The sequence below is a fragment of the Bacteriovorax stolpii genome (assembly GCF_002872415.1).
GTDB lineage: Bacteria > Bdellovibrionota > Bacteriovoracia > Bacteriovoracales > Bacteriovoracaceae > Bacteriovorax > Bacteriovorax stolpii.
Map to the genome: position 1 here is coordinate 3,005,135 of NZ_CP025704.1, position 17,013 is coordinate 3,022,147.

23 protein-coding genes and 1 tRNA gene are annotated in these 17,013 nt (G+C 42.5%); 14 read left to right on the plus strand and 10 right to left on the minus strand.

Annotated elements, in window-relative coordinates:
- Window positions 1-2: 2 nt before the first annotated feature.
- The 4 genes from C0V70_RS14725 to C0V70_RS14740 are packed head-to-tail and all read right to left on the minus strand — an operon-like array spanning window position 3 to window position 3,974.
- Window positions 3-806, minus strand: a complete 804-nt coding sequence (locus C0V70_RS14725) for an MlaE family ABC transporter permease (RefSeq protein ID WP_208107726.1) — start codon at window positions 804-806, stop codon at window positions 3-5.
- Window positions 807-810: 4 nt separating this feature from the next.
- Window positions 811-1,950, minus strand: coding sequence for an alanine racemase (gene alr / locus C0V70_RS14730; RefSeq protein WP_102244628.1), 1,140 nt, complete (start codon window positions 1,948-1,950; stop codon window positions 811-813).
- A 10-nt stretch (window positions 1,951-1,960) separates the two neighbouring features.
- Window positions 1,961-3,436, minus strand: a complete 1,476-nt coding sequence (locus C0V70_RS14735) for a hypothetical protein (protein WP_102244629.1) — start codon at window positions 3,434-3,436, stop codon at window positions 1,961-1,963.
- Window positions 3,437-3,467: 31 nt separating this feature from the next.
- On the minus strand, window positions 3,468-3,974 hold the full coding sequence (locus C0V70_RS14740) for a shikimate kinase (RefSeq protein WP_158649700.1): 507 nt from the start codon (window positions 3,972-3,974) through the stop codon (window positions 3,468-3,470).
- 59 nt (window positions 3,975-4,033) lie between these two features.
- On the opposite strand from C0V70_RS14740, the gene C0V70_RS14745 reads away from it, so the two are divergent.
- The 11 genes from C0V70_RS14745 (at window position 4,034) to C0V70_RS14795 (ending at window position 11,966) form a co-directional block, all read left to right on the plus strand.
- Window positions 4,034-4,546: a YceD family protein gene (locus tag C0V70_RS14745; protein WP_158649701.1), complete on the plus strand. Its 513-nt coding sequence runs from the start codon at window positions 4,034-4,036 to the stop codon at window positions 4,544-4,546.
- 107 nt (window positions 4,547-4,653) lie between these two features.
- Window positions 4,654-4,863, plus strand: coding sequence for a 50S ribosomal protein L32 (gene rpmF / locus C0V70_RS14750; RefSeq protein ID WP_102244632.1), 210 nt, complete (start codon window positions 4,654-4,656; stop codon window positions 4,861-4,863).
- Window positions 4,864-4,962: 99 nt separating this feature from the next.
- Window positions 4,963-5,964, plus strand: a complete 1,002-nt coding sequence (locus C0V70_RS14755) for a beta-ketoacyl-ACP synthase III (protein WP_102244633.1) — start codon at window positions 4,963-4,965, stop codon at window positions 5,962-5,964.
- 15 nt (window positions 5,965-5,979) lie between these two features.
- On the plus strand, window positions 5,980-6,924 hold the full coding sequence (fabD, locus tag C0V70_RS14760; protein WP_102244634.1) for an ACP S-malonyltransferase: 945 nt from the start codon (window positions 5,980-5,982) through the stop codon (window positions 6,922-6,924).
- A complete protein-coding gene (gene fabG, locus C0V70_RS14765) occupies window positions 6,921-7,682 on the plus strand; it encodes a 3-oxoacyl-ACP reductase FabG (RefSeq protein WP_102244635.1) in 762 nt (253 codons plus the stop codon). Before fabD ends, fabG begins: the two co-directional genes overlap by 4 nt.
- Window positions 7,683-7,733: 51 nt before the next feature.
- Window positions 7,734-7,961, plus strand: coding sequence for an acyl carrier protein (gene acpP / locus C0V70_RS14770; protein WP_102244636.1), 228 nt, complete (start codon window positions 7,734-7,736; stop codon window positions 7,959-7,961).
- Window positions 7,962-8,046: 85 nt separating this feature from the next.
- On the plus strand, window positions 8,047-9,303 hold the full coding sequence (fabF, locus tag C0V70_RS14775) for a beta-ketoacyl-ACP synthase II (protein ID WP_102244637.1): 1,257 nt from the start codon (window positions 8,047-8,049) through the stop codon (window positions 9,301-9,303).
- 15 nt (window positions 9,304-9,318) lie between these two features.
- Complete coding sequence (glyA, locus tag C0V70_RS14780; protein WP_102244638.1) at window positions 9,319-10,572, plus strand: serine hydroxymethyltransferase; 1,254 nt, start codon at window positions 9,319-9,321, stop codon at window positions 10,570-10,572.
- 2 nt (window positions 10,573-10,574) lie between these two features.
- On the plus strand, window positions 10,575-11,072 hold the full coding sequence (nrdR, locus tag C0V70_RS14785; protein ID WP_102244639.1) for a transcriptional regulator NrdR: 498 nt from the start codon (window positions 10,575-10,577) through the stop codon (window positions 11,070-11,072).
- Entirely contained in the window at window positions 11,056-11,544 is a 489-nt protein-coding gene (gene nusB / locus C0V70_RS14790; protein WP_158649702.1) for a transcription antitermination factor NusB, read from the plus strand. The genes nrdR and nusB overlap by 17 nt, the downstream gene beginning before the upstream one ends.
- 2 nt (window positions 11,545-11,546) lie before the next feature.
- A complete protein-coding gene (locus C0V70_RS14795) occupies window positions 11,547-11,966 on the plus strand; it encodes a hypothetical protein (protein ID WP_102244641.1) in 420 nt (139 codons plus the stop codon).
- A gap of 128 nt (window positions 11,967-12,094) precedes the next feature.
- Here the strand turns inward: C0V70_RS14795 and C0V70_RS14800 are convergent, their stop codons facing one another.
- Genes C0V70_RS14800 through C0V70_RS14815 form a run of 4 tightly spaced genes read right to left on the minus strand, consistent with a single transcriptional unit; the run spans window position 12,095 to window position 14,315 of the window.
- On the minus strand, window positions 12,095-12,952 hold the full coding sequence (locus tag C0V70_RS14800) for a class I SAM-dependent methyltransferase (RefSeq protein ID WP_102244642.1): 858 nt from the start codon (window positions 12,950-12,952) through the stop codon (window positions 12,095-12,097).
- A gap of 19 nt (window positions 12,953-12,971) precedes the next feature.
- Entirely contained in the window at window positions 12,972-13,352 is a 381-nt protein-coding gene (locus tag C0V70_RS14805; RefSeq protein ID WP_102244643.1) for a DUF6165 family protein, read from the minus strand.
- A 5-nt stretch (window positions 13,353-13,357) separates the two neighbouring features.
- Window positions 13,358-13,846 carry a transcription elongation factor GreB gene (gene greB / locus C0V70_RS14810; protein WP_102244644.1) on the minus strand — a complete coding sequence of 163 codons (489 nt, stop codon included), beginning with the start codon at window positions 13,844-13,846 and terminating at the stop codon, window positions 13,358-13,360.
- Window positions 13,839-14,315: a low molecular weight protein-tyrosine-phosphatase gene (locus C0V70_RS14815; protein ID WP_102244645.1), complete on the minus strand. Its 477-nt coding sequence runs from the start codon at window positions 14,313-14,315 to the stop codon at window positions 13,839-13,841. Before C0V70_RS14815 ends, greB begins: the two co-directional genes overlap by 8 nt.
- A 63-nt stretch (window positions 14,316-14,378) precedes the next feature.
- Here C0V70_RS14815 and def point away from each other — a divergent pair, with 63 nt between their 5' ends.
- Window positions 14,379-14,936 carry a peptide deformylase gene (gene def / locus C0V70_RS14820; protein WP_102244646.1) on the plus strand — a complete coding sequence of 186 codons (558 nt, stop codon included), beginning with the start codon at window positions 14,379-14,381 and terminating at the stop codon, window positions 14,934-14,936.
- Between the two features lie 2 nt (window positions 14,937-14,938).
- Entirely contained in the window at window positions 14,939-15,580 is a 642-nt protein-coding gene (tsaA, locus tag C0V70_RS14825; protein ID WP_208107725.1) for a tRNA (N6-threonylcarbamoyladenosine(37)-N6)-methyltransferase TrmO, read from the plus strand.
- Here tsaA and C0V70_RS14830 read toward each other — a convergent pair.
- Both C0V70_RS14830 and C0V70_RS14835 read right to left on the minus strand, forming a co-directional pair.
- Window positions 15,573-15,845, minus strand: a complete 273-nt coding sequence (locus tag C0V70_RS14830) for a hypothetical protein (protein WP_102244648.1) — start codon at window positions 15,843-15,845, stop codon at window positions 15,573-15,575. The genes tsaA and C0V70_RS14830 overlap by 8 nt on opposite strands.
- A 92-nt stretch (window positions 15,846-15,937) precedes the next feature.
- Complete coding sequence (locus C0V70_RS14835; protein ID WP_102244649.1) at window positions 15,938-16,684, minus strand: SDR family NAD(P)-dependent oxidoreductase; 747 nt, start codon at window positions 16,682-16,684, stop codon at window positions 15,938-15,940.
- A gap of 170 nt (window positions 16,685-16,854) precedes the next feature.
- Here C0V70_RS14835 and C0V70_RS14840 point away from each other — a divergent pair.
- Window positions 16,855-16,931 (plus strand) — tRNA-Asp (locus tag C0V70_RS14840).
- Window positions 16,932-17,013 lie beyond the last annotated feature (82 nt).

Here is a 17,013-nt window from a genome sequence, read left to right on the forward strand (position 1 = left end):
CCCTACAAAATCTTAACCAGAAAGGTTGTTAAGAAGTAATCCAGAATAAGAACTGAAACCATTCCCCAGATTACGGCCAGGTTTGTTCCGCGCCCTACTCCCACGGCTCCTTTTTCTACCTGGAAACCAAAATAAGTTCCAATGACAGAAATAACGAAACCGAAAACGAAAGCTTTAATCACTCCCTGGGCAACATCTTCAATCATCATAAACTCAGAAAGTTTCGAGTAAAACATCGCTTCATCAATTGAAAGAGTTGTCGTTCCGACTAAATACGCGCCGAGGTTCCCGATAAAAAGAAAAAGCACTGAAAGCATCGGAACCGCTAATGTTGAGGCAATGATTCTTGGAACGGCCAGGTATTGAATTGAATTGATACCCATAACTTCCAGGGCATCAATTTGTTCAGTTACTTTCATTGATCCAATCTGCGCGGCCATCGCGGAGCCTGCCCTTCCCGCAACAATCAATCCGGTTAAAACAGGGGCAAGTTCTTTTGCCAGAGAGATCGCAACAATTGATCCAACAAGTGAATCAACGTTGATGAGTTTGAATCCAAAATAAGTTTGAGTACAAAAAACCATCCCGGTAAAAATCCCCGTCAGGAGAATAATCAGGATACTTTTGTTTCCGATGAAATAAAGTTGTTCCATCAAAAGATGAAAACGAAATGGACGTCTGACCATCCAATAAAAAAAGCGCGCGCCAAAAAGCGTGATCATACCAAGGCCGTCGACCATATCTAAAATGGAGCGTCCAAAATCCTCAATTTGATCTTTTAAATAATTTTGTAATTTCGTTATCACCCAATTAGTTTAAACGATAAACTCTTGGAACGCGAGGAAGAAGCGCACAGAAAACTTCATACGGGATGATTTTTGTCTCCGAACAAAAGCTCTGAAGATCCCCATCTTTTGCCCCCCAGATTGTAAAAATCTCGTGGGCACGGATGTGATCCGAGGCTTCCTTTGGAAAGAAGACGTGAGTCATGTCCATGCTCACTCTTCCGATGATCACACCTTCAAAACCTTTGTGGTATAGGTGCGCTCCAGAATAACGATTGAAGAATCCGTCTCCGTATCCAATCGCTAGGATGGCAATCAAGCCATCTTCCGGACATGGAGTTGAGTTGTATCCAACCACATCGCCTTTTTTAACTTCAAAAGTTCTTAAGATGTAAGTTTCTAATTTTGAAACCAGCTTCCCTTCAAAGTTACCTGGTACCCCTGAGTTCAGTGAGCTCGGCCCATAAAGCATCAGTCCCGGTCTCACATGAGTGTCGTCGCTGTTTTCCGGAAGACCAACTTTTTGTTCGATCGTCCCCGAGTTTGACTGAGAGGTACGCTCCAGAGTAATCCCCGAATCGCGGAAGAACTTTTTGATTTCCCCAAAGCGAGTTCTTTGCAGAACGTTCACTTCGTGAGCGTTCATATCTGAGCTGGCGTTGGCGTAATGGCTAATCAAATGGTGGACAGAATTTCTTCCGTGTTGTTTTAGTTTGTTGACGATAAGCGGAGTGTCGTTCGGGTCAAGACCTAAGCGGTTCATCCCTGTGTTGAACTTCAAGCAAATAGGAAAATGCCTGAACTCCGGTGTGTGTAAAATATAATCCAGCTCACTGACGTTTGAGATTACCGGAATAATTCTGCGCTTTAAATAAATGTCAGCATTTTCTAAAAGCTCTAACTGGATATCTGAGAAAACGTAAATATCAAATTCAAGTTCGTTGAGTTCTTCGCGCAACTTCAGTGCTTCACCGATAGTCGCACAACCAAATTCGCGAATCCCCATTTCAGTGATCGCGTAACGGGCCATCGGGATCATTCCGTGTCCGTATCCATCTGCCTTAATCATACAAAGGATCTGGGCCTTTGGTGAAATTTTTCTGATTTGATTTATATTGTAAGCAAAGTGATCCAGGTTAACCACTAAACGGCTTCTAAACTTCATTAAGTTTTTCCTACATATCTAAACTGGTTTTTGGTTCAACGAACGACCAGGCCTTCTTCGCCTCTTTTGCAGGCTTAGTGATGGCCCCTTTAAGTTCGCTTTCAATTTCCAGAATCTTGGTTAAATAAGCATGCGCTGACATTGGAGACATCGTCACTTTCGGCTGGATCAATTGGGCCAGAACTCCTTCGGAGTCTTCAAAATATTTCCAGTACTGGAAACGTCCTGAGAATTCTTTTAACTGGTCAAAGAAAACATCCAGGTCATTTGCTTTAACAACAAAGCCGATATTGCCGACACCGAATTCAAAAAATCTAAAATCAGTGCGCGTTTGGATTTCCAGCTTATTGATAAACTCACTCATAAAACGGTTCCAGAAAAAGCGGTTAGTCCCCTTTCTCATCACCACTTGCATCAGACTTGAAAGATCTAAATCAACCAGACGCATATCTTGAGTTAATTTATTCTGTTGAGCTTCATTAGCTGTCTGACCAAAAAGGAATTGATCCAGATAGCTTAGGGCCTCAAAGCTCGAAGAGAATTTCCTGTTCGTTTCAATCGGCGCTGTCAGTTTATTTTTAAAGCTTGCATAGAAGCCGTTTAAGTAGGCTTCCAGCATGTGCCAGTCAAAATTATTAAAGAACGTTTCGTTTTTTGATTTAATAAAAATCATTTTATCCGGCTTACTCTCTGATCCTTTGATCAATAGAGAAACCAAATCACCACCCATAATATCTACGGCAACCTGAGTGGCCATATTCTGGGCAAAAAGCTCAATCCCGTGTGTGCAGGCTTGGCCTAACCACAACGAAGGAATATTTCTGAATTTTTGCAGATGAGAAATCGGTGAAATAAGTTTTTGTCCATTGAAAGAAAGTTCAAGGAAAGCAAACTCTTCGATTTCATCGACACCGTGGAAAACTTTTTCCAGCGATTTAAAAAAGTCTGTTTCCAAACGAAGCTTTTCAAACTCCAGGCAAACACTCTTGACCATCGACTGATAATTATCCGCGCGCTCTTCTTCACGCAGGGCCAGCTCCAGGCGCTCGATCTGTTCTTTTTGGGCAACTGTCGTCATCTTCAGCATATGGTAGTGTTGCTCTAAAGAAGCTACTTTATTCAGTCTTTTAAGAATCGCTTTAAGCGGGCCTTCATAGTTGGCCGACTGCTTGAGTGTTCCCAGGTGAAAAAAGTTATGAGTCGACACCAAAAGAGGTTCAGTCTTATCTGTGTAGTAAAATAATAATGGCATTTCTTCGGCGATGACCGCCGGATGATCGCGAAGGACAAGTTCCCCTTCACTCATTTTTTTTACATCGACAATACAAAGGGCCGGTAAACGCTCCAGAGTTCCACTCCAGAAAGTTTTTAAGTCTTCGTAGAAATGCGGGATCACTCCCAGTTTTTTAAAAACTGAAGAAATTTCCTTTACTTCGTTTAAATCAGATAGAAGAAGCGCTACTGAGACTTTTCCTTCCGCTAGCATAGTACACCTAACCTCTTGTCAGTTTTATTTTTTATCCTTCTAAATTATGCACTAGAGAAGAGAGGGAAACAATCTTTTTTATGCCCTCTTGCGAGAGGTGAAGGTCAGCTTTTTGATAGAGAGGAAGACGTTTTTGGTAGAGAGAGCGAAGCCCAACTTCACCGAGTTTTGTTTGGGGTCTATTAGAATCGTTTTTAATGCGCTCAAAGCAAGTCTCAAAAGGGACATCGAGGAAAACAAGTTTATGTTTTTTTGCAAGATCCCAAAAGCCTGGAGCTTCAATTGTTCCGCCTCCCAAAGCAATAATCTTAGGCGAAGCCGTGCTTAGCATTTCACTCAGGAGTAAACTTTCTTTATGACGAAAAACTTCCAGTCCGTGTTTATTGATCCACTCCCCTAATTCACTGGGAAGAAGACCGACAGAAAGGGCCACCGCCGTGTCGAGATCGAGGGCCTCATAGCCCAAATGATTGCGCTGAAAAGCTTCGACAAAAGTCGTTTTCCCGCATCCCATAAATCCACAAACTAAAATATTCACTCGAACCTCTAAACCCATTGTACTTTTAAAATCATCTGAGTTAAATGGGAGCCATGAATATGACAACAAAAATTAACACGCAGATCGACGCTCAAGTCCCTATTAACAAGTACAGCCACGACATCATCGAAGAGTACGAACTTTCTAACGAAAAGACTCCTTGGCTGCAGGGAATCCTGGATGAACTTCATGAACAACTAGATAAAGAAGACGTTTACCCGGCCGGCTCACTGCATTTAAAATTAAAAATTTCTCGAAAAAAGAATCCTCTTATCGGGGATCATTTAGTGGTTAGGGCCGAAATTGATGCAAAATATCATCTACCTTGTGGCCTTACTTTAGTGCCACTGCCACAGCATATGGACCACAAAGTTAACGCAGCCTTCCTTCACGATTCACAGGAAAAACAGCCGGAATATGCTGAAAGTACCACTGTTTTTGCTGATGGCGAGGAAATGGAGCTGTATTTTTACCGCAAAGGGTTGGCCGACATCATGGAATTCATCCATGAGCAGATCTTCTTAGAAGTTCCGGCCTTCCCAAGAAGCGAGAGAACAGAAGAAGAGGCCTAAAAGGCATGGTTACGTCAAAAAAACTTGCCGAACGAGTCTTTTTGTCGTATTGATTTACCCTCATATTTAATTTAAGTTGAAGTTACAAATTTGTCGCGGAGTATAAAATGGCAGTTCCTAAGAAGAAAAATTCAGTTTCAAGAAAAGGTTTAAGAAGAGCTGGTCAACACCATAAACTATATAGAAAACACCCAATGGCTTGTTCTAACTGTGGTTCACACGTTATGCCACACACTGTTTGTGGAGCTTGTGGATTCTACAAAGGTAAAGTTGTCGTTTCTGTAAAAGCTAACGAAACTGAAGAAGCTGCTCAATAATCATTAAGCAAATTTTGTCTTAAAATATAAAAGCCCTTATCATTCACCCGAATATAAGGGCCTTTTTTTTAGGGCAATCAAAAAACATGGACGTCCAAAATGAAATCCTATGAAGCAAAAATTCTAGGCACTGGGATGTACGCTCCCAAAAAAATCCTAACAAACAAAGACCTTGAATCAATCGTTGAAACGAGTGATGAGTGGATCTACACAAGAACCGGAATCAGAGAAAGAAGAATCTGTTCAACCGAAGGTGGCGAGTGGCCAACAGACATGGCCTACAATGCAACTCAAGACGCACTTAAAGCGGCCGGATTACAACCTAACGACATCGACTTCATTATCTTCGCTTCAGTTACTCCTGACGTAAAACTTCCAAACTCGGCCTGTATTCTTCAAGTAAAACTGGGAATCACAAACAACTGTACTTGTCTCGACATCTCGGTTGCCTGCTCGGGATTTGTTTACGGTGTAAACATGGCCAACTCATTCATCAAAACAGGACTGGCAAAAAATGTTCTGGTTGTTGGATCGGAAATGCTTTCTCGCGAAGTAAACTGGAAAGACAGAAACTCATGCATCCTTTTCGGGGATGGATGTGGCGTAGCAATCGTTGGTCGCGCTGAAGAAGGTTCTGAATCAAAAGTTTTAGCAAGCATCCTGAACTCTGATGGGACTGGTGGAGAATTCTTCGATCAGCCAATCGGAGGAGCAGTTGCACCTATTACTGCTGAACATATTGCCGAAGGATCTCACTTCATGCAGATGAAAGGGAAAGAAATGTTTAAAGTCGCGACAAGAACTCTTGCTGAAAACGCTCGATCAGTTCTTGAAATGGCCGGCATGACAAAAGAGCAAGTCAACTGGGTTGTCCCTCACCAGGCCAATATCAGAATCATCGAAACCACTGCTAACCTTCTTGATGTGAGCATGGAAAAGATGATCGTTAACATCGATAAATACGGAAACACTTCTGCTGCAACTGTGCCTATCGCTTTCCACGAAGCGATCGCTGATGGACGCATTAAGCGCGGAGACATTGTTTTATTCGACGCCTTTGGAGCAGGATTAACTGCCGGCGCGACATTATTAAGATACTAAAACAAAGGCTAATGAATGGGGATTAAATCAGTCACACTACTTTTTCCAGGACAAGGTTCGCAATACGTTGGAATGGGAAAAAACCTGGACCAGGCACTTTTTGAGAAAGGAAATGAGATTTTAGGGTACGACCTTAAAAAACTTATGCACGAAGGGCCAGAAGAAGAACTGAAACTGACTCACAACACTCAACCAGCAATTCTAAAACACTCAGTTGCGCTTTATAACCAACTGGACACACTTCTAAAAAAATACGACGTAAAAGTAGACCGCGTTCTTGGCCACTCTGTGGGCGAGTACGCTGCTCTTGTTGTTGCAGGCGTTCTTTCTCCTTACGATGCCATTCATGCTGTTCACCTTCGCGGGAAATACATGCAGGAAGCGGTACCTGTCGGGAAAGGAAAAATGTTTGCGATTCTAAAAGTTCCCGCAAATGTTGTTGAAGAAGCTTGTAAGGCGGCTTCAAAACCAGGTTCTGAAGTTATGCCAGCAAACTTCAACGACCCTTCTCAGATTGTTATCTCGGGAGAAAGTGAAGCTTGTGCGCGCGCTGTGGCCTGGCTTGCTGAAAATTTCAAAGAAGCTCACAGAGCAATGGAGCTAAACGTATCGGCACCATTTCACTCTTCTCTTATGAAACCAGCTGCTGATCAGTTAAAAGCGGCCTTCGAAAAATTTAAATGGCACGAAAACAAGATTCCATACATCGCCAACATCGATGCAACGGAATACGCTGCTGGAACAAATCCTGAAACCATCATCAACAACCTATACCACCAGGCCTATGGTCCGGTGTTATGGACGCAATCAATTGAAAAACTTCCGTCAGACACACTTTGTATTGAAGTTGGTCCAGGAAAAGTTCTCATGGGTCTAGTTCGTAAGATTAACAAAGACATTAAAGTGATCCCTCTGGATAGAGACGAAGCACTTACTGAAATTGAGGAGCTATTAAAATGATCGCAACTTACAATGATTTAAAAGGTAAAACAGTTCTTATCACTGGTGCATCTCGTGGACTTGGAAGAAAAATGGCCGAAGCTCTTGCAACTCAAGGCGCTCATGTTGTTTTCAACTACAGAGGTGATGAAGCCGCTGCTATGAAATTAAAAGAAGAACTTCAAGCAAAAGGCGCTTCAAATGTTACAGCTCTTCTTTTTGACGTAACTAATACTGCTCAAATGAAAGAAGCCGTAGAAAAATTTGTTGAAACTAACGGCCCAATTACAGGTCTGGTAAACAACGCTGGTATTTCTAAAGATCAAATCGTTCTTCGTATGAAAGAAGAAGACGTGGTTCAAACAATCAACACCAACTTAACATCAGCTATTATGCTGACTCAGATCCTTTCAAGAAGCTTCTTAAAAGCAGAGAATGTTTCAGTGGTAAACATCAGCTCAATCGTAGGTTTAATGGGGAACGCAAGCCAGATCGCCTACTCTGCTTCAAAGGCAGGATTGATCGGATTTACAAAGTCTTATGCAAAGGAGCTTGCTTCGAGAAATGTTCGTTGTAACGCAATCTGTCCAGGATTTATTACAACAGATATGACTCACGCTCTAGACGAGAAAGTAAAGGACGCTTATTTAAACTCTATCCCATTAAAACGTATGGGAGAGGCAGATGAAGTAGCGAACTTAGTTTGTTTTTTACTAAGCAGTGCATCGTCATATATCACTGGAGAAACGATTAAAATTGACGGTGGATTATATATCTAATACAAATACTAATACTTATTTTTTTAGAAGATTAATTTCAGGAGTTATTGAATGAAAGACAAGGTTATTAAACTAATCAGCGACGCTACAAAAATTGATATCGCTAAAATCAATCTTGAAACAAGTTTCGTTGACGATCTAAACCTAGACTCACTAGATATCGTAGAACTAATGATGAAAATGGAAGACGAATTTGGTGTAGAAATTCCTGAGGAAGATGCTGAAGGACTAAAAACGGTAAAAGATATCGTTGCTTACCTAGAAAAGAAACAAGCTTAATCGCTTTCTTGATTTAAGGCCTCGAAAGAGGCCTTTGTAGTTTTTACGGGATAATTTTTCGAATTAAAATGTTTACGGAGGCCATATGACCGAAGGTAAAAAACTCAACAGAGTAGCCATCACCGGTATGGGAATGATCAATGGACTTGGTCACAATCTAAAAGACGTTTGGGCAAATGCACTTGAAGGAAAATCAGGTGTGTCTTTGATCGAACAAATGAACACAGAATTACTTACGACAAAATTTGCAGGTGAAGTAAAAAACTTCGAACTAGCAAGCGACATATTAGACGCAAAAGAAGCAGCTAAATACGACCGCTTCATTCACTTTGCTATGCACTCGACTCACGAAGCTCTAGCGGATGCTGGCCTTCTTGAAAACCGTCCATACGACATGGACAGAATGGGTTGTATCCTGGGTGTTGGTATCGGTGGATTCCCGGAAATCGAAAACACAGCGAAGACTCTTTTTGAAAAAGGGCCAAGACGTGTTTCTCCTTTCTTCATTCCAGCGATCATCCCGAACATGCCATCTGGACTTGTAACGATTCGCTACAACCTTGGTGGATTAAACTTCGCTATCGCTTCAGCTTGTGCTTCAGCTGCTCACGCACTGACATCTGCTTGTTACGAAATCATGTTTGGAAGACAAGACATGATGGTTTCAGGTGGAGCTGAATCAGTTATCTGTAATCTTTCAATTGCCGGTTTCGGTAACATGAAAGCGCTTTCAAAAAGAAACGATGACCCGGCCACAGCTTCTCGTCCATACGATGCTGACCGCGATGGATTCGTTCTTGGTGAAGGTGCTGGTATTTTAATTTTAGAAAACTACGACAAAGCGGTTGCTCGTGGAGCAAAGATTTACGCTGAAATCGTGGGCCATGGTGCAACTTCGGATGCCCACCACATTACAGCTCCACACCCAGAAGGTGACGGTGCTTACAGATCAATGAAGATGGCGATTGAAGACGCTGGCGTTGATTTAAAAGAAATTGGTTACGTAAACGCTCACGGGACATCAACTCCGCTTGGAGACATCGGTGAACTAAGAGCGATCAAGAGAACATTCGGCGATCACGCTTACAACCTGAACGTATCTTCGACTAAGTCGATGACTGGTCACTTGCTTGGAGCTGCTGGTGGGATTGAAACAATCTTCTGTGCGATGGCACTTCACACAGGAATGATTCCTCCAACGATCAACGTACAAAACCTTGATCCGGAATGTGACCTGAACATCACGGCCAACAAAGCTGTGAAGAAAGACATTAAGTACGCTCTAAACAACTCGTTTGGTTTCGGTGGAACAAACTCTTCACTACTTCTCAAAAAAGTATAATAAGCAGGTTTAATTATGTTTAATAAAAATGCGACTTCAGTAAAAACTATGGACCCGGAAATCTACGCGATCATCGAAAAAGAGCGCGTTCGCCAGGAAGATGGTCTGGAGCTGATCGCTTCTGAGAACTACACTTCACAAGCGGTTATGGAAGCTCAGGGATCAATCCTGACTAACAAATACGCTGAAGGCCTTCCAAACAAGCGCTACTACGGTGGATGCGAGTTTGTTGACCAGTCTGAAATCTTAGCGATTGAAAGAGTAAACAAGATCTTCGGATCAAAGTTTGCTAACGTTCAACCGCACTCGGGTTCTCAGGCAAACATGGGAGCTTACTTCGCAACAATCAACCCGGGCGATAAAGTCCTGGGGATGAACCTTGCTGAAGGTGGGCACTTAACTCACGGGTCCCCTGTTAACTTCTCAGGAAAACTTTTTAACTTTGTGGCCTACGGACTCAACTACGAAACAGAAAGAATTGATTTCAACATCGTTCGCGAGCAAGCTAAAAAAGAACAACCAAAACTTATCGTCGCGGGAGCTTCGGCCTACCCTCGCGAAATCGACTTCAAAACGTTTAAAGAAATCGCTGATGAAGTTGGTGCAAAACTGATGGTTGATATGGCCCACATCGCAGGATTAGTCGCAGCAGGTTTACACAACTCTCCTGTTCCTCATGCTGACGTGACAACATCAACAACTCACAAAACTCTTCGCGGACCACGCGGAGGGATTATTTTAACAAACAACGAAGAACTTTTTAAAAAGCTTAACTCAAACATCTTCCCTGGTATTCAGGGGGGACCGCTTGAGCACGTGATTGCCGCTAAAGCCGTTGCTTTCCACGAAGCTCTTCAGCCAGACTACGTTGTTTATCAAAAACAAGTGATCGCCAACGCTAAAGCGCTTGCAGCTGCTTTAACAAACAAAGGCATCGCACTTGTTTCTGGTGGAACAGACAACCACCTTGTTCTGGTAAAAACAGACTCGGTTGGGCTTTCTGGTAAAGAAGCTGAGCACGCTCTTGAGCTTGCAGGTATCACATGTAACAAAAACATGGTGCCTCAAGATAAGCGCTCTCCGTTTGTGACTTCTGGTGTGCGTTTAGGAACTCCAGCGATTACAACTCGCGGATTAACTGAATCTCACATGGAAACACTCGCTTCATGGATTAACGAAGCACTAAGAAACGCTAGCAATGAAGAAGTGTTAAAGAAAATCAGAACTCAGGTCTTAGACCTTTGTAAATCATACCCGGTATATAAGTAAGTATGCATTGTCCAAGTTGTAACGCCCAAGACACGAGAGTAATCGACTCCAGAATGCTGGTGGAAGAAAACTCTGTCCGCCGTCGCCGTAAGTGCGATGCGTGTGAGACTCGTTTTACAACGTATGAGAACATTCAGATTCAAATGCCTCTTATCGTAAAGAAAGACGGTCGTCGTGAAGCTTACAACCGTGAAAAAATCATGAAAGGGTTAAATAAGGCCTGTCAGAAGAGAAACGTCTCAACTGACCAGATCAACCAACTCTTAAACAGCGTAGAGAGATCTCTCTTAGAAATCTCAAGAACAGAAGTGCGCGCCCGCGATTTAGGTGAAATCATCATGGACCGTCTAAAGGAACTTGATCGTGTTGCCTACGTTCGTTACGCCTCTTTCTACTGGGACTTCAAAGATATCGAAGAATTCGTCTACGGTCTAAAAAACAAACTACACTCAGTTAAATCTATCAGCGATAAAGGTGACAAACGTGACATCCAACACTAATACGACAAAAAGAACTATCGGCCGCGAGTACGCCTTTAAATTTATCTACAAGCACCTGCTTAATGACTTCTCGACTGAAAAAAGCGAAATCATCAATGACAGCAAAGCGCTTAACGATGCTCTCAATCTTTTCGACGACTCTTACCACGAAGAAGATTCAGAACACCCGGATAACAAAATCGACATCCACACAAAGATGTTTGCGAAGGAACTTATCTTAGGATCTCTAAGACAAGAGCCAACAAACTCTAAACTGATCGAAAAATACTTAACGAACAATAACCTTCAAAAAGTTGACCGCATGAATCTTGCTGTTCTTCTTTTAGGTTCATACGAAATCCTAAGCGACAAAGACACGCCTGCTGGTGTTTTCATCAACGAGTACGTCAACATCGCTAAAAAATACTGCCCTAATGACTCTCACGGCTTCATTAACAGTGTTTTAGATAAGATCGCTAAGGACCACCGCTAATCATGTACAAAAGCGCAAGACCGGCCTTATCCATTCTCGATCAATTCACCCCTGAGGTGCTTGGGATTTTCTGGATAACCCGCGATGAGCTTTCACGCGACCTGATTGCTTTTGACGATTTCAATTATCTTTTTGACGGGCTGATTTCCCAGTATCTTTACGGGCAGGGAGTCGGCTCGGATAAACACGCCCATATTTTTTTCACGCAGAATTTTAGCGATAAGGTTTTCCTGGCCCACTTAAGGACAAAGGATTTAACCAAGTCACAAATTTCTGGTGATATCGATGAGCAGATTGCCCTTCTTCAAGGTGGGAATCCTGCACGCAAAACAATTCTGATTTTTGATAAGACTGAACACGAATGGTTGCCTGAACTCAAAAAGCGCTATTCGCAGTTTGAGTTCAAGGCATTAGAAGCCTAATTCATTTTTTTCTAAACGATTTGAAAATGCCAGATACTAGGCGCCGAGGCGCGGGTGAGGAGACGTACACCAGTACGTCGCACGATCGAGTAACGAAAGCAACGACGTAGATGGCGTTTTAAAATTGTTTAAGGTTGAGCGCAAATGTAGGTAACCCAAGACTCGCAGTTTTCTGCTTTCAGGGATTTCTTAAAGACACCGTTTCCAGTTCCATCTTTATCCACGCCTTCCCAGTAAATATGAGTTTTAGAGAACCCTGCGTCTTCCAGGATATCCATTAACTCGCGAGCGTCCCACATTCTCCAGTCGTATTGGAAAACTTTCTCGTGTTTTACACCATCAGCAGTTTTAAAGTGAATGTAATACATACACTCTGCCGTTAATGGGTTGTAGCTACTACAGTCCCAGTAGTATGTGTGGTTTTTGTGTTTTACCGACTCTTCAAGCTCCTGACGGCTTTCAGTTCCGCCGAACATATCGATCATGAAAATCGAGTCTTTTTTCATATGTTTTCTGACTGACGAGAAGTACGCCAGAAGATCTTTTCTCTTTTTAAATAAGTAGTACGAAAAGTTAAAAGCAACAACAACGTCAGTTTTGAAATCAAAAGTCTGAAGAACGTTGGCGTTGATATATTTCATACGTTTTTGTTCGTCTTCATCAAGCTCGCTGAAGTGGTTCACAAAACCGTAAGAGATCGGCTCCATATCAAGATCAATTCCATAAGCTTTATGCTTATCACCTTGCTCTACCCATTCGCAGGCAAGCATACCAGTTCCACAGAAGTCTTCACGAAGCGTAAGAGGTGCGCGTCCATAAAGGGCCTTGTACTCTTTGTTGATGAAGTCGATGTCAGCTTGTGGGTTTTGAACCGAAGCCAGGTACAGGCGGTACTTTTCGTCGCGTGAAAGCTTAGGCGTCTTTTTCGCTGCTACTTTCTTAGTCGTTCTCTGTTCATCTCTAGTGTTGGTTCTTTTGATCGCCATGATTTGCTGCCTTGATTCCTTAGTAGTCTTTGTAAGACTTGACCTCTACGAGGCCTGATTTATAGGTTGTGTTGATAGTGTTTTTTCTTCTAAAGCGCTCATCATTGGTGATGTAGACGGCACGGGCAAGCTCAATAAAGGCCTCTCCAAAATCCTTATCCCTTTCCAAGTCGCGGATGTCGTCCTCAATCTTCCAGAGCTTCTGGTTCACATCGATCATCTGGTTTAAGTGATAATCAATGTTGTCGAGTTTCAATGAAGCCAAAGTCTTTGAGAGAGTTTCCTCTTCCCTTTGGACGTGTTTTAGCTTTTCAGTGTCAGTGATTTTTTCCAGCTTAATTTTTAAGATAGAAATCTTATCAACCAATTCACCCAAAGAAATTTCGCAATTTATGTTCATAAACTTTACTCGATGCTCACGTACTCAATTTCGATGATTTCGTAAGACTTCGTTCCTGCGGGAACTTTGAGCAAAATTGTATCACCAACTTCTTTGCCAATCAAAGAACTTCCAAGGGGGGAGCGCCAACTAATCTGGTTTTTTTCCGTATTAATCTCATCGACACCGACGATGGAAACCGTCTTCTCTTCCCCATCCTCTTCATCTGCGATGGTAACCGTTGCACCAAACTGGACTTTCTCACTTTTGACGCTTACCGGATCAACCACCACGGCCAGCTCAATGCGCGAGCTTAAAAAGCGAACGCGCTTATCAATTTCACGCATACGTTTTTTACCGTAGATGTAGTCCGCATTCTCCGATCTATCGCCGTTTGAAGCTGCCCAAGCGACAGTTTTAGTCACTTCAGGTCGCTCGACTCTGGCGAGCTGATGAAGTTCGTCCTGAAGCCTTTTAAAGCCCTTTGGCGTAATATAGTTTTTTTCTTTATTCATGAATTTTCTTTAACAGGCCTTCGCAAGCATCGAGCACTAAATCCAACACCAGGTCAAAGTCCTTTTTGGAACCGTAATACGGATCTGGGATCTCATGAAAGCGCTTTTTTAAATCTTCATTCTGAAAGTAATCAGTCATCATGCGCAGCTTAGCCGCATGTTTTTCATCTTCAGCGATTCTTTTGGCGTTAGAGAAATTGCTTTTATCCATGCAGACGATGAGATCAAATTTTTCAAAGTCAGATTTCAACAGCGGTCTTGATTTCGAAGGAAGAAGTATGTTTCTTAGTTTCGCCTGAGCAATCATGCGATGGTCTGGGTCATCCCCTTCATGAAAACCACTCGTTCCCGCTGAATCAATCAGAAAGCCCGCTTCCAGTCCCTTTTGTTTAATTAAATGCACCATGGCCCCTTCCGCCGCTGGAGAGCGACAGATGTTGCCAAGACAGACAAATAACACCTTTTTCATGCCATAAGCTTACTCTATTCCACAAATTATGCTAAGAATTTAATAGGAAACGAGGAGTAATTTATGGCAATCCGCAAAGTCATCCGCATGGGTCATCCGACATTGAGAAAAATCGCTGAACTAGTGCCTGTAAGCGAGCTTAAAACTCCAGAGTTCAAACAACTCCTGATTGATATGTACGAAACCATGAAGCACGAAGGTGGTATTGGTATCGCTGCTCCCCAGATCGACGTTTCTAAACAAGTCACACTCATCGAACTTCCAGAAAACAACTCACGCTACGGCGATCTGGAAGGAACTCCTCTTATGGTCATTATTAATCCTGTAATCAAAGACCTGACAACTGAACACCAAGGTTTCTGGGAAGGATGTTTATCTGTTCCAGGACTGCGCGGTTTTGTCGAAAGACCTAAAAAAGTTCAAATTGACTACGTTAATGAGCACGGTGAACCAAAACAAATTATCGCTGAAGATTTCTTAGCGACTGTTTTCCAACATGAACTGGATCACCTTTTTGGAAAGCTTTACATCGATCGCATCACTGATACGACAAAGATCTCTTACAATGAAGAGTTCTCGCAGTTCGTGAACGCTCACCCAGACGATCAATTGGACGAGTAGTCTTGAAAAAGATTGCCCGCATTCACTCTCCCTATAAAGAGAAATTTTCTATTCCCCGTCAGCCGGGATTAACGTCGATTGAATCGACCATTGAGCTACTTCCACCATTTAATCGCACAGAAGCGCTGATGGGGCTCGAAGCTTTTTCTCACCTGTGGGTGATCTTTGAGTTTCATGAAGTGGCGCCAACGGATAAGAGCTCTTTAACTGTTCGTCCTCCCAGATTAGGCGGGAATACCAAACAAGGTGTCTTTGCCACGCGCTCTCCTTTTAGGCCGAACAATGTTGGGTTGTCGCTGGTTAAGATTGAGAAGATTGAAGGAACGAAGATTGTTGTTTCGGGTGGAGATTTTTTAGATCAGACGCCGGTTTATGATTTGAAGCCTTATTTAAAAGAGATTGAGTCGAAGCCTGAGGCAGTGTCTGGGTGGACGGATGAGATGGAAGTTAAGAGGCTTGAAGTGGTGTTTAAATGCGAATGTGACTTTGAATTAAAAGATAAAATCGTGGACATTCTCTCTCTTGATCCCCGCCCTCGCTTTCACGAGGACGGTTACAAAACATACGGCTCAAGGCTTTTTAATGTCGATGTTCACTGGGAAGTTTTAGACAACACAGTCTTCGTCACTAAGATTCTTACTTAAGAGTACACCCTGAATCAGTCGCTCCTTGAAGGCTTAAGCCTTTTCCGGCCATTGCCGATTCTTTCTTCTTTTCTTCAAGTTTTTTAAGCACGTCTTCTTTTGTATCACATGGAGCTTCAGCAGACTTTGCTGTCTCTAATTTTTTTGGTTGTTTTTTAGCGTCAGCTGCCTGAACACTTGGTGGAAGGATCGCGCTTTTTGCTTTTGTTTGAGCGAATGTTGATGTTGAGATTGTCATCACGAAAACGATTGCTAGTACTTTCATTAAGGCTCTCCGACGGTAAAGCGAACTCTTAAAAAACTCGCTTATCTATTTTTATCTTCAAAAGCAGTAAAAATGCTACGCATTTTTTCGCTTTACTCCTCACTATAATTAAACATCTTCAAGTTCATAATTAAACGATATAAACTTCTTGGCATTTTATCCAAGATAGAAACCACAACTTTCATTCTAAACGGGAAAATATACAGCACTTTTTTCTTCTCAATCGCACGCTTAATTAACCTTGCAGCTTTATCCGCACTCATCAAAAAAGGCATCTTATGATTGTTCTGTTTCGTTAACGGAGTATCAACAAACCCCGGAGCAATCGCCGTTACGTTAATCCCTCTAGGTTTTAAATCCAGTGCGTACGATTCACAAAGTTTTAGAACCGCTGCTTTTGAAGCACTGTAAGCGCCGGCACCAGGAAGCCCCATAAATCCTGCAACTGAAGCAGTTGCAATCAAATGCCCCTTCTTTCTTGGCATCATAATCTCAAGCGCGATATCAAACGTGTTAAGAACGCCTTTAACGTTGATATCGATAATTTCGTTGGCCACTGAGAATTGTGGCGTTTTAGATTTCGCCCCTACAGATCTCCCAGCATTGGCAAAAACCATATCCAGTTCGACTGGAGCAAAATCGTGAATCGCTTTATAAAGCTCTTCTCTATTGGTGACATCCACCTCATAACAGACGAGTTGTTTGTACTTATTGCGGATTTCTGCCGGGAACTTGCTTAGGTTGCGGGCACAGACCCCTACGCGATGACCTTCTTCAAGGTAGAGTTTCGCCAAGGCCAAACCAATTCCAGTTGTTCCACCAGTAATAAAAATATTCACAGAACTCCTAAAGCAACTAAGCTGTTATTTTTGTACTAATAGTCTAGGACTTTTCCATTGGGGGGACAATCTTTAAGCATTGCGAAACGCAATTTTTTTAAGAAATCCTCAAAGTTTTATCTTGACGAAAAACCTTCGATTCCTTATATTTTAGCTTCTTTAAGATTGCTGGGGGCGTAGTTAAGTTGGTTATAACGTCTGCCTGTCACGCAGAAGGCCGAGGGTTCGAGTCCCTTCGCTCCCGCCATTTTAAGGACATACAAAAAACTAAAATAGCCTCGCTTCTAGCGGGGCTTTTTTATGCCCTTATTTCCAACCATGTGACAATG

Excerpts from the sequence above, each read along its gene's own strand:
- C0V70_RS14830 (WP_102244648.1), bottom strand. The coding sequence starts at position 15,845 with ATGAAAGTACTAGCAATCGTTTTCGTGATGACAATCTCAACATCAACA.
- alr (WP_102244628.1), bottom strand. The coding sequence starts at position 1,950 with ATGAAGTTTAGAAGCCGTTTAGTGGTTAACCTGGATCACTTTGCTTAC.
- fabF (WP_102244637.1), top strand. The coding sequence starts at position 8,047 with ATGACCGAAGGTAAAAAACTCAACAGAGTAGCCATCACCGGTATGGGA.
- C0V70_RS14805 (WP_102244643.1), bottom strand. The coding sequence starts at position 13,352 with ATGAACATAAATTGCGAAATTTCTTTGGGTGAATTGGTTGATAAGATT.
- rpmF (WP_102244632.1), top strand. The coding sequence starts at position 4,654 with ATGGCAGTTCCTAAGAAGAAAAATTCAGTTTCAAGAAAAGGTTTAAGA.
- nrdR (WP_102244639.1), top strand. The coding sequence starts at position 10,575 with ATGCATTGTCCAAGTTGTAACGCCCAAGACACGAGAGTAATCGACTCC.
- glyA (WP_102244638.1), top strand. The coding sequence starts at position 9,319 with ATGTTTAATAAAAATGCGACTTCAGTAAAAACTATGGACCCGGAAATC.
- C0V70_RS14735 (WP_102244629.1), bottom strand. The coding sequence starts at position 3,436 with ATGCTAGCGGAAGGAAAAGTCTCAGTAGCGCTTCTTCTATCTGATTTA.
- C0V70_RS14795 (WP_102244641.1), top strand. The coding sequence starts at position 11,547 with ATGTACAAAAGCGCAAGACCGGCCTTATCCATTCTCGATCAATTCACC.
- C0V70_RS14815 (WP_102244645.1), bottom strand. The coding sequence starts at position 14,315 with ATGAAAAAGGTGTTATTTGTCTGTCTTGGCAACATCTGTCGCTCTCCA.
- def (WP_102244646.1), top strand. The coding sequence starts at position 14,379 with ATGGCAATCCGCAAAGTCATCCGCATGGGTCATCCGACATTGAGAAAA.
- fabD (WP_102244634.1), top strand. The coding sequence starts at position 5,980 with ATGGGGATTAAATCAGTCACACTACTTTTTCCAGGACAAGGTTCGCAA.
- fabG (WP_102244635.1), top strand. The coding sequence starts at position 6,921 with ATGATCGCAACTTACAATGATTTAAAAGGTAAAACAGTTCTTATCACT.
- acpP (WP_102244636.1), top strand. The coding sequence starts at position 7,734 with ATGAAAGACAAGGTTATTAAACTAATCAGCGACGCTACAAAAATTGAT.
- C0V70_RS14800 (WP_102244642.1), bottom strand. The coding sequence starts at position 12,952 with ATGGCGATCAAAAGAACCAACACTAGAGATGAACAGAGAACGACTAAG.
- C0V70_RS14745 (WP_158649701.1), top strand. The coding sequence starts at position 4,034 with ATGACAACAAAAATTAACACGCAGATCGACGCTCAAGTCCCTATTAAC.
- C0V70_RS14755 (WP_102244633.1), top strand. The coding sequence starts at position 4,963 with ATGAAATCCTATGAAGCAAAAATTCTAGGCACTGGGATGTACGCTCCC.
- greB (WP_102244644.1), bottom strand. The coding sequence starts at position 13,846 with ATGAATAAAGAAAAAAACTATATTACGCCAAAGGGCTTTAAAAGGCTT.